We start from the raw sequence: 13,961 nt of genomic DNA on the forward strand, positions 1-13,961 counted from the left end.
AACTGTCAAGAAAAAACATCACAAAAAATAGGATTTTTTTTCCCTCTAGATGCGGCTAAAATGTCGCATCTTCATCACTTCAATCAATAAGAAATGAGTCAAGAATTCCCAGAGATGCAGAGTCGTCAACGAGTGGCCATCATAGGTGGGGGCGTCGCAGGATCTACGGTTGCTTTGTACCTTGCAAAACAAGGTATTGATGTGACCGTTTATGAAAAAAATCAGCGCCTTGTTAGTGGACCACCGATTTGTCACCTCCATGCTGGTGGTAATTTGTATCGTGAAATCTCTGAGCAACATTGTCTTGAGCTACTTAGGCAATCGATAGAATTTGTACGCTTCTTTCCGTCGGTCGTTAATGTTCGCCCAACCGTCATTGCGGTACCACGAGGGGATGAGGGTAAGCCAGAGGCCTTGCTTCCTCGTTTAAATGTACTTCGCGATGCATACAAAAAGTTAGTTGAGTTGGACGCTGACAACCAAGTACTGGGTAAACCGGATGACTACTTCCACGAATTCGACCGTCAAACTTTGAATGAGCTGTCAAAGAGACAGCCGCCAGAAGCGCCGCAAACACTCGAAGAGTGGCTTATCCCCTTTGCTAAACATACCGATCTAGATAAGCTTAAATTCCCAGTCTATGTTGTTCAAGAATATGGACTCAGCTTGTTCCGTGTCGCCTCGTCTGTTGAACTATGGTCTCAGCAAATAGCTAACCTGCATATCCGCACTGGTGCCAATATAGAACAGATTCGTGAGTTAGAAGATAGATATGAGTTAGAGCTAGCGGCAGGGCAAACAGAGTCATTCGATTTTGTTATCAATGCTTGTGGATTTCGTACCGGCACTATTGACGATAAGTTAGAGAAACCTCGTCAAAGGTTAGTAGAGTTTAAAGCCGCTTACGTCACCAAATGGGTAAAACACCAGCATGAAAAATGGCCAGAAGTGATTTTTCACGGTCAGCGCGGTACTCCGCAGGGTATGGCGCAATTAACGCCTTATCCTGGTGGCTATTTTCAACTTCACGGCATGACCAAATCGATCACCTTGTTTGAGAATGGCTTGGTGCAGTCAGGTGGTAACACGTCACAGCCACAGCTTCCACAGCACTTAGTCGATAAAATTGATAATGGTTGGCCAGAGCAGGTACAAACCTCGCGTTCGCAAAGCGCTATCCAACATCTTGCTCAGTATGTTCCTGAATTTGTATCAGCTGAACCAGCAGGAAAGCCTTTGTATGGCGCACAGCAAATACCAGGGTTGGAGCCAAGTCTTCGTTCTGCTGATGTTAGTTTTGATGGTGAACGTTATGCTCGCCTAGAGATTGTTAAAGCTTCATCCGCTTTAATTGCTGCAAAAAAGATAATGAGTCGTTGGTTTGTTAATCAGCCGTTCAACGTGAGCACGACTCTTGCGTTAAAGCCTTTAGATGTTGAATTAGTAGCAAAGCAAATAGCACGCGATCGAGGTTACCCAGAATCTTTAGCTGTAGCCTACTAAATATACGCTAATCCATTGGTTTATAAAGACAAGGCAAAATAAAGGGTCGCAAATCTGCTCCGATTGCATATAATCGCTGTAGAGAAATACAAGGAATTTATGATGAACGTACTAGTAACAGGTGGCGCAGGCTACATCGGAAGTCACACATGTGTGCAGCTTATTGAAGCGGGTATGACACCAATTATCTTTGATAATCTTTACAATGCAAAATCGGCTGTGATTGGTCGTATTGAGAAAATCACAAAAAATCGTCCGGTGTTTGTAAAAGGTGACGTGCGCGATAAGCAAGCCCTGGTAGACGTGATGACGAATCATAACATTGATGCAGTGATTCACTTTGCCGGCTTAAAGGCGGTGGGAGAGTCTGTTGAAAAGCCGCTTGAATATTATGATAACAACGTCAATGGTACTTTGGTTCTCGCGGATGCGATGCGTGAAGCGGGCGTGAAGCACATTGTGTTCAGTTCATCAGCAACGGTTTACGGCGATCCTGCATCAGTGCCAATTACTGAATCATTCCCAACCAGTGCCACTAACCCTTATGGTCGCAGTAAACTCATGGTTGAAGAATGTCTGACTGATTTCCACAAAGCCAATCCAGATTGGACCATTACCTTGCTTCGTTACTTCAACCCAGTAGGTTCTCATCCTTCCGGTGAAATGGGTGAAGATCCTCAGGGGATCCCAAACAACCTAATGCCATTTGTATCTCAAGTTGCTGTGGGTCGACGTGAATGTCTATCGGTCTTTGGTGACGACTATCCAACACCCGATGGTACGGGCGTTCGTGATTATATTCACGTAATGGATCTGGCAGATGGTCACATCGCCGCTCTGAAAACGTTAAATGGCAAAGAAGCGCTCTCTATATACAACCTAGGAACAGGTAACGGAAGCAGCGTACTGCAAATGGTTAAAGCGTTTGAAGAAGCCTCTGGTAAGCCAGTTCCTTACAAAGTTGTGGAACGTCGCCCAGGTGATATCGCTGAATGCTGGGCAGATCCTAGCAAAGCTAACAAAGAGCTTGGCTGGAAGGCGACACGTACCTTATCCGATATGACAGCAGATGGATGGCGCTGGCAGTCGCAGAATCCGACTGGTTATCCAGAGTAATCTGGTGGTTTGTCGCATAAACTTAACAAAAGGCGCTAAAAGCGCCTTTTTTTGATCCAAGTCGCCTTATTTATTGAATAAAAAATATCATATTGTTGAATATTTGCTAAAATGGTTTCAGTACTTAATTTAACCAGTAAAATTAGTCTTGAACCACAAGGAGACTCCATGGAGTTAGCACTCATCATTGCTTTCGTTGTAGCTGCGGTTGTAATGGTTAAAAAAGAAATGGCTGCAAAATAGTCTTCATTCATACATTTTATTTACAAATCTTTTAACTGAATGAAAGTATTAACAAAAACCGACGAAAGTCGGTTTTTTTATGCGTGAAATCTGCGTATTCAACAACAACTTTTCTTTGTCGTCACGACTAAAAACAATCGTTTTATTTTTAATTGCTAAACTCTTAAGGTGCACGCTCTTTCCGGTCGTTCGTAACCGGCGTTTCACACTCATAAAACAATATACCTAAAAGAGGATACTGCCATGCGCATTGCGATTCTATCTCGCAACGAAAACTTGTACTCAACTCGTCGCCTAAAAGAAGCAGGGGAAGCGAGGGGACATCAAGTGGATATCATAGATACCCTGCATTGCTATATGGATATTACTAGTAGTAACTCTAAAGTCCGTTATATGGGTGAGGAGTTGCCTCAATACGATGCGGTGATTCCACGAATTGGTTCATCTATTACTTTCTACGGAACCGCTGTGGTTCGTCAGTTTGAAATGATGGGTACTTTCTGTGTTAACGAGTCGGTAGCGATTAGCCGTTCACGTGACAAACTGCGTTCCCTGCAGTTGCTATCACGTAAAGGCATTGGTCTACCTCGCACTGGTTTTGCAAGCAAGCCAGACGACATTCCAGATTTGATTAAAAATGTTGGTGGCGCGCCACTTGTTATCAAGCTTCTTGAAGGTACTCAGGGCATTGGTGTGGTGCTCGCAGAGACACAAAAAGCTGCAGAAAGTGTTATCGAAGCTTTCATGGGTCTAAAAGCCAACATTTTGGTTCAAGAGTTTATCGAAGAAGCTAACGGTGCTGATATTCGTTGTTTTGTTGTCGGTGGAAAAGTGATTGCTGCAATGAAGCGACAAGCTGCCGAAGGTGAATTCCGTTCAAATCTACATCGTGGTGGTACTGCACAGCTAATCAAGCTCACTAAAGAAGAGCGTGCGACAGCGATAGCGGCTGCCAAGGCGATGGGGTTGAACTTGTGCGGGGTTGATATCCTTCAGTCGAAAAATGGTCCAGTGGTTATGGAAGTAAACTCATCACCAGGCCTAGAGGGAATTGAGAGCGCGACAAGTAAAGACGTGGCGGGCCTTATTTACGAATTTATCGAGAAAAATGCCAAGCCAAACAACAATAAAACGAAAGGACGTGGTTAAAAATGGCTAAAGAGCTTGTCATAGCGGGCGTAGAAATACGCCCTGGTGAGCGTAAAGAAATCGATATCCCAGTTGCGAAATTATACACGGACGCAGAAGTAAGTATCCCAGTCCAAGTAATACGAGCAAAGAAAGAAGGACCAGTGGTGTTTGTGAGCGCCGCTGTCCACGGGGATGAGTTAAATGGCATAGAGATTATTAGTCGCCTAATTGCAGAAAACTTAAAACTGCAGTGCGGCACGTTAATTTATGTACCTATGGTCAACGTATATGGTGTTCTAAACCAGAGCCGCTATATGCCAGACCGCCGAGATCTAAACCGTTGTTTTCCTGGCTCAAAGAAAGGATCGCTGGCTGGACGTCTAGCGCATACTTTCCTAGAGAGTATTGTTTCGCATTGTGACTATGGTATCGACCTACACACAGGCGCTATTCATCGTTCTAACTTGCCGCAAATTCGAGCAAACTTAGAAGACGAAGAAACAAAGCGTCTTGCAGAGGCCTTTGCTGTGCCGGTTTTGCTTAATGCCAACATTCGAGATGGCTCATTACGTGAAGCCGCTGTTAACCACGGCGCTCGCGTACTTCTGTATGAAGCAGGCGAGGCGCTACGATTTGATGAGCTATCTATTCAGACCGGTGTCAAAGGCGTACTTCGCGTACTTAAAGCGCTAGGTATGACTCGCAAACGTGTATCAAAGGCAAAAACGGATCCCTTTATTGCCAACCGTAGTGACTGGACGCGTGCAGATGCGAGTGGATTTGTTAAAGAATACGTTCATTTGGGCTCTATGGTCGAGAAAGGCGAGATCCTAGCCGACATTAACGGCCCGCTGGGTAACAATATTGGTCAGGTTACGTCAAACCGCACTGGTATCATTATCGGCAAGCAAAACATTCCTCTGGTTCAAGAAGGGGAAGCTATGTATCACATTGCGTATTTTGGAGATAACGCAGAAGAGGTATTTGAACACATCGAAATCATGCAAGAGTCGATTGTTCCAGTAGAACCGAGCATGTAACACTATGCCAAACACATATAACGACAGAATGATCATTGGCAACTTGGAAGTTTGTAGCCTTCCTGAGTTGGGTATTTTTGATTTAGAAGTACGCATTGATACAGGTGCAAAAACCTCTTCGCTTCACGTTGACAACTTACAGCGTGTGAAACGAGATGGTCGTTTATACGTCCAATATGACTTGCATCCAGACATCTATCATTTAGATGAGATCGTACATTGTGAATCGTTAATTTACGACTCAAGACGTATCAAATCATCCAACGGTGATTCAGAACAGCGCTGCGTTATCCAAACCTTGTTCAAACTTGGTGACAGAGAGTGGCCCATTGAGATCACGCTAAGCAATCGCCAAGACATGTCTTATATGATGCTGTTGGGGCGTGAAGCTATGATCGACAAAGTATACGTGGATCCAAGCAGAGCGTTTCTGATTGATTAATCAGTCTGACTAACCAGCTTTCCTAGCCGCCTTTGGGCGGCTTTGTTTTGCTCGTATATTGGGAACGAGAACAACCGACAGTTTCTGCCGTTAGAATGTGGTATTGAGAAATGGAGAAAGAGGGGGGAGTGAGAAAGTGGCGACAAAAAAAAGCAGAGCGCTAGGCTCTACTTTTGCGTTTAGGAGGAAAGATCACAACTTATGCTGGCTCTAAAACGTCGTCGTTTTCCATGTCGTAATCATAGTCTTTCGCGGCTTCATGAAACTTAGATTTACTATTCAACGTATGGAAAGCTCGTCTTCCGCGCGCCAAGCGAACGTATTTAAGCCAGGTGTGTTCCAGTTTGGATTTCGCTTTGCTAGGGTTAACAATCACTTTTGTGAAGTGTTTTTCTTCGGCGTTTTCTGGGGTAATGTCACCGCGTTCAAGCGCTAACATGGTTTCTCCGTAAGTTACCAAGATGTCTTCTTCAATCAGTGTAAAGTCACCCGATTTCGCGAATCCGCGTGGGAACTTTACTGCATCATAAAAACGTTTCTTGCCGTGGCGAAATTGAGTTTCAGTCATAGAGACCTCAAAGCAAATAGGTAGTAAAGCAAGGTAATTCAAGGGACTTTTTGCCATCCAAAGACGCCGAGAAGCCTTAGAATCCCGTGCTGGTTCGATGCTGAAAATAGTTGGAAATGAACAAGAAAGAAAACGAATTGTTTTTGTCGAATGCACAAAATTTCTTTATGCTTAACTAAGCTTAATTGTGTAAGAATACGTGGCTAACCAGAACGTTAGCTCAATCTATTAGAAATATCTTAAGAGTCACATTATGGACGTAAAAGTATTCCAAACCTTCCTTGAAGTCGCTAAGGAGAAACACTTTGGTCGCGCATCCGAAAACCTCTACATCACGCAGGCCGCGGTGAGTGCACGTATCAAACAGCTCGAAGAATACTTTGATACGCGGTTGTTTACCCGACATCGCAACAATATTCAATTGACCTCAGCGGGTCAAAGGTTGGTGGGGTACGCAGAGGTGATGGTTTCGACGCTTAAGCAGGCAACCTTTGATTTATCTCTTGAGAGTAATAAGGCGCTGCAATTAACTCTAGGCGGCACACCCAATATCTGGGACGCATATTTGCAAAATGGTTTGAGTGTGGTGACAGACTCTTTGACTGGTTATGGCTTTGTCGCAGAGTCGTTAGGTCGCGAGCAGCTAAACCGCAAGTTGCTTGAGCGCACGTTGGATGTCGCATTTTCTTTCGATCCATTTAAGGTGGAAGAGTTCAAGAGTCACCAAATTGCCGAACTGTCTTTGGTGTTAGTATCAACAGAACCAAATAACATTGAATCTGCGTTCAACAGTAAATATGTTTATGTAGATTGGGGAACGCAGTTCGCGTTTGAACATGCCGATCGACACCCTAATATTCCAGCTCCTTACCTGCGTACGTCAACGGGGCGTATTGCGTTGGATTTTGTTTTGGAGAAGGGAGGCTGTGCCTATCTTCCTGCGTCGCTTGTGGAGCCTTTCATAGAGTCTGAGCAGCTATTTAGAGTCGAGGGAGCCGATGAATGGGCTCGGCCTTTGTACATAAGTTACCGTAAAAACAGCACCTCATTAGAGGCGATTTTACAAGTTGAATCACTCATCAACACTGTTAAGCCAACTACCTCGTTCGTCGTACAGCAGGCGGGTGAAAGTGTGGAATAAAGACTTTATAAAAGCCTCTTGTTAGAGGCTTTTTCCTTCAGCGTTAGAGTTAATCAAATCGCTTTTCAGGGATGTCAATGTCTTGCCAAACTGCATCAATGAGCCCATACAGTTCGACAATAACTTTCTTATTGGGGAGTGAGCTAATTATCATTTTTGACTCTAGTTTTCGCTCTGCGGCTTGTACCGCGCTTCGGGTTGCTTTACCGCCGATTTTCTTTACAAACGCCTGAGAAGCTTCACTGTAAATCCCACGCTGCGCATGGAGCAATAGCAAGACCGCTTTGTCTGTTTGCGTTAAGTTCTTAATGATGTCCTTATGTCCTTCCTCGGCACGAATCGCCTCTCTGATAAAATTAACACCTTGGTTAAGCGTTCGTTGATTGGCGACCAATTCACGCATCAGGTTAATTATCCAGTGTGGTGAGTGATCAATTTCGTTCCAGAAGTCGAGCAGCTCCAAGCGGTTAATATGAATGTTATAAGAATCCTTGAGCCGGTTGGTGCAATGCTCAATGAAACCGTCATCAATCACAGGAAATTCGTTCACTTGTGCAGACTGATAGAAGGGCACTTTGTCGTCTTCAAAAGCCGCTTTCATGCCTGTCCTGCTTGAGCCAGTAAAGATCACGGTAATTCTAGAGCCGTAAGAGTCGAACAGAGTTCTCAGGGTGTAGAGAAAGTTGTCAAAAGCACTAGATGTAGAAAGGTGTTGGAATTCATCCAATATGAAGACTACCTTAGAACCGCCAGCAGCCTCTATCACGGATTTAAGATGACTCTTAATGTTGAGTATATCTGCGTCGCTGGCAGACCTTGGTTTAAACTCGAGTTCAACTTTGGCAATTTGATTGCCAATCGCGAGTTTTTTTATTTCTGTATTGAGGAGCCGCTTCAGCGCGCCTTCTTGCTTTATTTCATCAAGCGCTCTTGCTAACTGTTCAGCGAATTCGGTATGAGGTGCACTCTTGTTGCCCCACATGTTGATATAGATAGGCAACAGACCGTTGTTGATAAGCTCGGGGCTTAAATCACTTAAGAAGAACGATGTCTTGCCAATCCTGCGCGTACCTAAGTACACCATTCGAGAAAATAGCGTGTCTTTACACATATTTGTTATGTGCTGTGCTAATACTGGGCGATGATAAAACCATGGGTCAGAATAAGGAATGTAACTGGGCTTACTCATAGTTGTATGACTCGGTGTACTTTTCATTGTAATTCATTATAGCAAAATGAATTCATCACGTCGTGATGAATTAAGGTGAAGTTAGGCAGAGCAGTGGCAGTAAGACACTAGACGGCGAGCCAGATAGGGAATTGGTATTCGCTTAAAAAGAAAAATTCCCGCTTGAGCGGAGGGGCTGGCGGTTCTGGTCGTGAACCGATCTGAACCTTCGGGGTATGGTGCTCTGCGAGCCGAATGTTGAGGTGTGTCGTATCCCTTTTGCGAAACCTCGTGACGTATTAGTAGCTGCATTAGGATCAGAGCATCAATGGCTACCCGTACTGATTCTGGAGGATAAACAGACCATCACTGAGCCTGAAGCGATCATTGATTACTTGGCGGAGCAATTTAGTGGGCCTCAAGTCCTCCCTTGAATAGTGAAAGGGGACGATGCCCCCTTTGGTACACCAAATAATGTGTGACACTAGATGCGTTCAGCCAAGTAAGCATCATAGTCTGGAATTTCAATATCCACTTCTTGCGAGAGTAGATTAGATTCAAACAAAAAGTTCGCGGTAGCGCGGTTGGTTGCGACAGGGATGTTCCATACGCTGGCAATACGTAGCAGGGCTTTTACATCAGGGTCGTGTGGTACTGCGTTAAGAGGATCCCAGAAGAAGATCAACATATCCAGTTTCCCTTCAGAAATGAGCGCACCGATTTGTTGGTCGCCACCCATTGAGCCACTGATCATGCTTTTGATGGCAAGGCCAGTTTCCTTACTAAGCATATTACCCGTTGTCCCTGTTGCATACAGAAAGTGACCTTGTAACTTTTCCTTGTTCTCTTGAACCCAGCGCAGAAGCTCAGGTTTGTAATGATCATGAGCCACCAGTGCGATGTGCTTGTGTGCCGGCATTGTGCGAATCGTTTTCTGCATGTACTTTTGTTCCTAATTATCTATTTTTGAATTCTGCTCGTTCTAATTCGAATGCACACAATAGGCTGACGTGAGTGCATTCGAATTAGTTTGATTTAAGTTATTGATATTAAAATCAAGCTTCATACTACGCATCACAACCAAAGCTCGCAATGAGCTTCCTTGGTATCTGTGACAATTAATGCTCTTCGACACTAAAAATAGGCCTGAATGCACTGGGAGACAAGGATTCCCCGATGATTTGTTCATCAAGTGAATCAGGTGTTAGCACTTCAATTTTAGGTGCAAGATCTGTTTCGTAGGGCTCATCTCGTAAATAATGTACGGCTTGACGGATAGACAATTGACCTTGCTCTACCATTTTGTCTGTCGGTGCAAACTCTACTTTGTTGCGAAGTAAGCCGCGATATACCCCGTGACTCAGGTAAATCGATAGAAGCTTGATATCAGAGTGGTGCGGCTGTGCACGTAGCTCACTAATAGCAGCTTCAATAGCAACTGCGCTGCCAACGACATAATCGAGGTTCGGGTAGTTTTCAATGACCTCTTGAACTAGGTTACGTTGTAACTCCTTGTCATTGTCTGCCCATAGGGTTTCAACAATGTTTACATCACTGTGTTTGACTGCTTCTAGAAATCCAAGAATGACAGGCTTTGTCCCACCACTTGATTCTGGGCCAGGAAGAAAAGCCACATCGACGACACCACTGCCTTTAGGGTGCTGCTCTGCCAAGTGTTTACCGACTCGATGACCCATCCAGTACCAATCAACGCCGACAACACCTTTTACGTGTTGACGTTGCGCTTTATCGACAATGAGATGATTTACTGTCGCAAATACAGGCGTGTCTTGTGTGTAGCGACTTAAATCCTGGCTAAATGCGGTGGGAGAGACGGTACCAAGAATGATCGCATCGGCGCCCCAGTCGCGGCAGGCGATAAGTTGCGCACGCTGTTTGTCTATATTCGGATAACCCCCAGACTCCAAGACCTTGAGGGTAATATTCTGCTTCTCTGCCTCTGTCACCATCCCATAGTTTACGGATAGCCAGTATGAGTCTTTAAGGTGTGGGTAAATGGCGCACACTTTTTCTGACTCCGGTGCGTTCTTAACAGTAGTGGCATTTGCTGCATTACTGCTCAGTGGAACACTGGTGGCAATCATTAGCGCACAAATTGTCGAAAAAAAGTGAGTTTTATTAGGCATATCGTCAACGTTTAGTGGTATCTAGCTCTGCTACACTGCAAAATATAGCGTAATACAGTCCAATGAGCGTCGGCAAGCGCTAAGTGTCGATGAGTGGGCGTAATTTTAGTAGTTTGCGTGCTTCTTTCAGGTTCCGATCGATATTGGAATGGCAATCCTGGATGGAATCGAAGTAAAGTCAATGGAGTGGGTATGTTGCTCTCTAAAGCCAGTATTGGCCGTAAGTTATTATTTTCCTTTTTAGTGATGGCATTACTCGTATTGCTGTCGACGGCGATTGGCGTGTCTGGATTCTCATTTGTTGCTAAGACAGAGCGCAATGTGGTTGATACAGCCATTCCTTCAATGCTTGAAGCTCGTGAAGTCTCTGAGTTAAGTTCGCGCATCATTGCATCAGTACAAGTGCTCTCGAACGCAAAAACCAAACCACAGCATCAAGAGGCTGGGCGTGTGTTGTTTTCGCGTCTCGAATCTTTGCTCCTGCACATAAAAAGTCTTGGCTCAGATTCGTTCGATTCCAAATTGCTCGATAGCCTTGAACAAACCGTTCAATCTATCATTGATAGTCTTGCAGAGCTGGGCAGCTCTGTGGAACAAACCATCACGCTCGATCAATCAATTTTACAACTGACGACTCAGCTACGAGTGCAAGCGGAAGAGCTAGAGCAACTAACGCGCACCCAAGTTCTCAATACCAGTACGATTGCTGTTGCCAATGTGACTCATATTTACGGTTTGCTTGAAAAGGAAAAGAAAGCAGAAGCACTCAGTGCCTTGGACAGTCTAGTTGAAGTCGACCTTGATCTGTCCGAACGATTGCACGAGTTGCACCTTCTTGCCTTTAAAACACTCAATCAGATTGAGGAGGCGAGAACGGTTTCTGATCCTGGGCGTATCGATGAACTACAGCGTCAGTATCAGACCAACATTAATATCATGCAAAGACGGGTACCCGGCGTTGAGGATCCTACTCGCTCAGAGCAGATGGCTTCGCTTTTAGATGAACTGTCGTCTGGGAAAACGATTTTTACCTTACTCAAGCAAAAATACAACGAGAGGCAGCGGTCTAAAAGCTTAATGCACGAAACGCTCGAATTGTTTACCAAGCTCAATGAAACCATTTCAAAGCTTGTCGACCAATCTAATGCAGCGACAACGGCCGCTGTGGCCGACTTATCTGCGACATTAAAATACGCGCAGTGGACGTTGGGTATACTGTCTATTATCGGCTTTGTTGTGGTTGTATTGATTGTCTGGCGCGTGGTTTATGTGTCGGTAGTAAAACGACTGGCAGAATACTCTGGCGCGCTGCTATCTATAGCGAAAGGGCAGCTCAATGTTGATGTCAGTGTAAAGGGTAATGATGAACTCGCCCATATGGGTCAAGCCATTATCACTGCTCGTAATACGGCACAGGCTCTTAAAGTTGTCGCTGAAGCTGAAATCAAAGCCAAGAAAGAGCTCGAGAATCATAGAAATCAGTTAGAACAAATCGTTACCGAGCGGACACTCCAGTTGCAAACCAGTAATGAAAAACTCAACCAGGAAGTATTAAATCACGCCAAAGCACGCAATGCGGCTGAACAAGCGAGCCGCGCTAAGTCTGCATTTCTAGCGACCATGAGTCATGAGATCCGGACTCCGATGAACGGGGTACTTGGCACCGCAGCCTTAATGGAAGATACCTCGCTGAACTCTCAGCAACGTAATTACTTGCAAGTGATTAATCGTAGTGGGCAGAATTTGCTTGCGATTCTCAATGATATTTTGGACTACTCGAAAATAGAGGCTGGCCACCTTGAGATCCGAAACAAACCGTTTGATCTTTATCGAATGGTGCAAGATTGTTATCAGCTAATGCTCGGCAAGGCTCTGGAGAAGAACCTAGATTTTCGTTTTCATATCGAGAGTGATGTATCTGATGTTTATTGCGGTGACGTTACCCGCCTAAGCCAAGTGCTTAACAACTTGGTTGGTAATGCGATTAAGTTTACCTCGTCCGGTCAGGTTGATATCTACGTATCTCTAGACCCTGATGATGAAACTTGTGTGATGATCGAGGTCTCTGATACTGGTGTTGGGATTAGCCCTGATGACCAATTGCGCTTGTTTGAAGCCTTTACTCAGGCGGAAAATGGTCACAGTACCATTGGTGGTACTGGGCTCGGTCTAGCAATAAGCCAAAGGCTTGTACATGCGATGAATGGCGAGATCTACGTTGATTCCTATCTTGGGGAAGGAAGTCGTTTCTGGTTTGTCATTCCTTTGGAGCAATGTGCACTTGAAGGGCAAGAAATACAAACGCCTATTGGTGGCACTGAAACAGTAAACGGTCGCGTGCTGTTGATAGAAGATAACGCGGTGAATCTCATGGTTGCAGAAGGTTTTCTGGTCAATATGGGGCATCATGTGATTGCAGCGGAAACAGGAGAGGATGCCAAAATTATGTTTTCCGAGCATGATTTTGATATTGCACTCGTTGACATTAACCTACCAGACTGTAGTGGTGTTGATTTATTGAAAGCATTCAGACAAATAGAAAAAAACAAAGCTGCGAACGAAAAGACACCAATGATTGCGGTATCAGCTCACGTATTTAACGAAGAAGTCGAGTCATACTTAGAAGCAGGCTTTGACGGCTATCTTCCAAAACCCGTCGACAGAGAAGAACTGCGAGACACAATACAGCAGCATCTTGCCAATAAGGTGACGACCTACTTGGCTTCGGAAGCGCAACCCTCTCAAACTGAGTTGGACACGTTGGAAGAATCGATGATTATTGATGAAAAAGTACTGCGTGATGACTTGTCGATATTAGGTCATGACAGAGTAAAAAAAATTGTTGATGTGTTTGTTGAGTCGAGTCAGCAGATCATTGAAGAGCTAGAAAGTGCGGCACAAACGGATGATGGGCATGAAGTTAAAGCATTAGCTCACAAACTCAAAGGTAGCGCGGCTGCACTAGGCTTAACGCAACTATTTGAAATCTGCCTTGCTATCGAAACGGCCGATGATCATATTGGTCGATTGCTGTCAGTCCTAGAGCTTTTAATTCTGTCAAGGCAACAGTCCGTTAATCGTTTACAAGGTCTGCTAAACAACTGATACTGTATAAATATACAGTTAGTGGCTTTTCGCTACTTTTTTGACCATTAGAAAAGCTTTTTAGTCACTAAAAATCCAAACCAGAAAAAGGGCTCACATTGAGCCCTTTTTCGTTATACAGTTGGGTATGACCTTACCAATCATCATCAAGATAGGTTCGGTGTTCAACTGCATAGGGATCTTCATCAATCCCTTTGTTAGAGAGTCCTCTCAAGTGTTCGAGTTGGTGTTCCAACATGTTAACGGTCTCGTAGTCACCGTCTGAACAGGCAACATAAATCTGTTGCTCGATGGCTTCAATGCTATCTCTAATGCTCATCTTACACCTCCTAAGAGTTCCCGCGAGCACCTATCTGT

At 44.6% G+C, this 13,961-nt stretch carries 14 protein-coding genes; 8 read left to right on the top strand and 6 right to left on the bottom strand.

Annotation, left to right across the window (positions count from 1 at the left end; genetic code table 11):
- Positions 1-93 precede the first annotated feature (93 nt).
- On the top strand, positions 94-1,503 hold the full coding sequence (locus PG915_RS23015; protein ID WP_353499290.1) for an FAD-dependent oxidoreductase: 1,410 nt from the start codon (positions 94-96) through the stop codon (positions 1,501-1,503).
- A gap of 102 nt (positions 1,504-1,605) precedes the next feature.
- A complete protein-coding gene (galE, locus tag PG915_RS23020; protein ID WP_353500198.1) occupies positions 1,606-2,619 on the top strand; it encodes a UDP-glucose 4-epimerase GalE in 1,014 nt (337 codons plus the stop codon).
- A gap of 35 nt (positions 2,620-2,654) precedes the next feature.
- Here the strand turns inward: galE and PG915_RS23025 are convergent, their stop codons facing one another.
- Entirely contained in the window at positions 2,655-2,873 is a 219-nt protein-coding gene (locus tag PG915_RS23025; protein ID WP_353499291.1) for a hypothetical protein, read from the bottom strand.
- A gap of 232 nt (positions 2,874-3,105) precedes the next feature.
- On the opposite strand from PG915_RS23025, the gene rimK reads away from it, so the two are divergent.
- Genes rimK through PG915_RS23040 form a run of 3 tightly spaced genes read left to right on the top strand, consistent with a single transcriptional unit; the run spans position 3,106 to position 5,475 of the window.
- Positions 3,106-4,011: a 30S ribosomal protein S6--L-glutamate ligase gene (gene rimK, locus PG915_RS23030; RefSeq protein ID WP_353499292.1), complete on the top strand. Its 906-nt coding sequence runs from the start codon at positions 3,106-3,108 to the stop codon at positions 4,009-4,011.
- 2 nt (positions 4,012-4,013) lie between these two features.
- The gene (locus tag PG915_RS23035; RefSeq protein WP_353499293.1) at positions 4,014-5,033 is read left to right on the top strand and encodes a succinylglutamate desuccinylase/aspartoacylase family protein; all 1,020 of its coding nucleotides are present in this window, start codon (positions 4,014-4,016) and stop codon (positions 5,031-5,033) included.
- A gap of 4 nt (positions 5,034-5,037) precedes the next feature.
- Entirely contained in the window at positions 5,038-5,475 is a 438-nt protein-coding gene (locus PG915_RS23040) for an ATP-dependent zinc protease (protein WP_353499294.1), read from the top strand.
- Between the two features lie 199 nt (positions 5,476-5,674).
- On the opposite strand, the gene PG915_RS23045 is transcribed toward PG915_RS23040, so the two are convergent.
- Complete coding sequence (locus tag PG915_RS23045; RefSeq protein WP_353499295.1) at positions 5,675-6,043, bottom strand: DUF413 domain-containing protein; 369 nt, start codon at positions 6,041-6,043, stop codon at positions 5,675-5,677.
- 253 nt (positions 6,044-6,296) lie between these two features.
- On the opposite strand from PG915_RS23045, the gene PG915_RS23050 reads away from it, so the two are divergent.
- Complete coding sequence (locus PG915_RS23050) at positions 6,297-7,184, top strand: LysR family transcriptional regulator (protein ID WP_353499296.1); 888 nt, start codon at positions 6,297-6,299, stop codon at positions 7,182-7,184.
- Between the two features lie 49 nt (positions 7,185-7,233).
- On the opposite strand, the gene PG915_RS23055 is transcribed toward PG915_RS23050, so the two are convergent.
- On the bottom strand, positions 7,234-8,373 hold the full coding sequence (locus PG915_RS23055) for a P-loop NTPase fold protein (RefSeq protein ID WP_353499297.1): 1,140 nt from the start codon (positions 8,371-8,373) through the stop codon (positions 7,234-7,236).
- Between the two features lie 215 nt (positions 8,374-8,588).
- Here PG915_RS23055 and PG915_RS23060 point away from each other — a divergent pair, with 215 nt between their 5' ends.
- Positions 8,589-8,786, top strand: coding sequence for a DUF3088 family protein (locus PG915_RS23060; protein WP_353499298.1), 198 nt, complete (start codon positions 8,589-8,591; stop codon positions 8,784-8,786).
- Positions 8,787-8,836: 50 nt separating this feature from the next.
- Here the strand turns inward: PG915_RS23060 and PG915_RS23065 are convergent, their stop codons facing one another.
- Together PG915_RS23065 and torT are read right to left on the bottom strand one after the other, a co-directional pair.
- The gene (locus tag PG915_RS23065; RefSeq protein WP_353499299.1) at positions 8,837-9,292 is read right to left on the bottom strand and encodes a methylglyoxal synthase; all 456 of its coding nucleotides are present in this window, start codon (positions 9,290-9,292) and stop codon (positions 8,837-8,839) included.
- Positions 9,293-9,470: 178 nt separating this feature from the next.
- Complete coding sequence (gene torT, locus PG915_RS23070; protein ID WP_353499300.1) at positions 9,471-10,499, bottom strand: TMAO reductase system periplasmic protein TorT; 1,029 nt, start codon at positions 10,497-10,499, stop codon at positions 9,471-9,473.
- Between the two features lie 192 nt (positions 10,500-10,691).
- Here torT and torS point away from each other — a divergent pair, with 192 nt between their 5' ends.
- Positions 10,692-13,604 carry a TMAO reductase system sensor histidine kinase/response regulator TorS gene (gene torS / locus PG915_RS23075; protein WP_353499301.1) on the top strand — a complete coding sequence of 971 codons (2,913 nt, stop codon included), beginning with the start codon at positions 10,692-10,694 and terminating at the stop codon, positions 13,602-13,604.
- A gap of 133 nt (positions 13,605-13,737) precedes the next feature.
- On the opposite strand, the gene PG915_RS23080 is transcribed toward torS, so the two are convergent.
- The gene (locus tag PG915_RS23080; protein WP_353499302.1) at positions 13,738-13,923 is read right to left on the bottom strand and encodes a hypothetical protein; all 186 of its coding nucleotides are present in this window, start codon (positions 13,921-13,923) and stop codon (positions 13,738-13,740) included.
- Positions 13,924-13,961 lie beyond the last annotated feature (38 nt).

Origin of the sequence: Vibrio sp. CB1-14 (assembly GCF_040412085.2) — a bacterium.
In the GTDB taxonomy this organism is placed as follows: Bacteria; Pseudomonadota; Gammaproteobacteria; order Enterobacterales; family Vibrionaceae; genus Vibrio; species Vibrio chaetopteri.

Bases quoted from the DNA above. Each gene is read 5' to 3' on its own strand.
- PG915_RS23025 (WP_353499291.1), bottom strand. From the start codon at position 2,873: ATGAATGAAGACTATTTTGCAGCCATTTCTTTTTTAACCATTACAACC.
- PG915_RS23055 (WP_353499297.1), bottom strand. From the start codon at position 8,373: ATGAGTAAGCCCAGTTACATTCCTTATTCTGACCCATGGTTTTATCAT.
- PG915_RS23065 (WP_353499299.1), bottom strand. From the start codon at position 9,292: ATGCAGAAAACGATTCGCACAATGCCGGCACACAAGCACATCGCACTG.
- PG915_RS23060 (WP_353499298.1), top strand. From the start codon at position 8,589: ATGGTGCTCTGCGAGCCGAATGTTGAGGTGTGTCGTATCCCTTTTGCG.
- PG915_RS23080 (WP_353499302.1), bottom strand. From the start codon at position 13,923: ATGAGCATTAGAGATAGCATTGAAGCCATCGAGCAACAGATTTATGTT.
- PG915_RS23015 (WP_353499290.1), top strand. From the start codon at position 94: ATGAGTCAAGAATTCCCAGAGATGCAGAGTCGTCAACGAGTGGCCATC.
- galE (WP_353500198.1), top strand. From the start codon at position 1,606: ATGAACGTACTAGTAACAGGTGGCGCAGGCTACATCGGAAGTCACACA.
- PG915_RS23045 (WP_353499295.1), bottom strand. From the start codon at position 6,043: ATGACTGAAACTCAATTTCGCCACGGCAAGAAACGTTTTTATGATGCA.
- rimK (WP_353499292.1), top strand. From the start codon at position 3,106: ATGCGCATTGCGATTCTATCTCGCAACGAAAACTTGTACTCAACTCGT.
- PG915_RS23040 (WP_353499294.1), top strand. From the start codon at position 5,038: ATGCCAAACACATATAACGACAGAATGATCATTGGCAACTTGGAAGTT.
- PG915_RS23035 (WP_353499293.1), top strand. From the start codon at position 4,014: ATGGCTAAAGAGCTTGTCATAGCGGGCGTAGAAATACGCCCTGGTGAG.
- torS (WP_353499301.1), top strand. From the start codon at position 10,692: ATGTTGCTCTCTAAAGCCAGTATTGGCCGTAAGTTATTATTTTCCTTT.
- PG915_RS23050 (WP_353499296.1), top strand. From the start codon at position 6,297: ATGGACGTAAAAGTATTCCAAACCTTCCTTGAAGTCGCTAAGGAGAAA.
- torT (WP_353499300.1), bottom strand. From the start codon at position 10,499: ATGCCTAATAAAACTCACTTTTTTTCGACAATTTGTGCGCTAATGATT.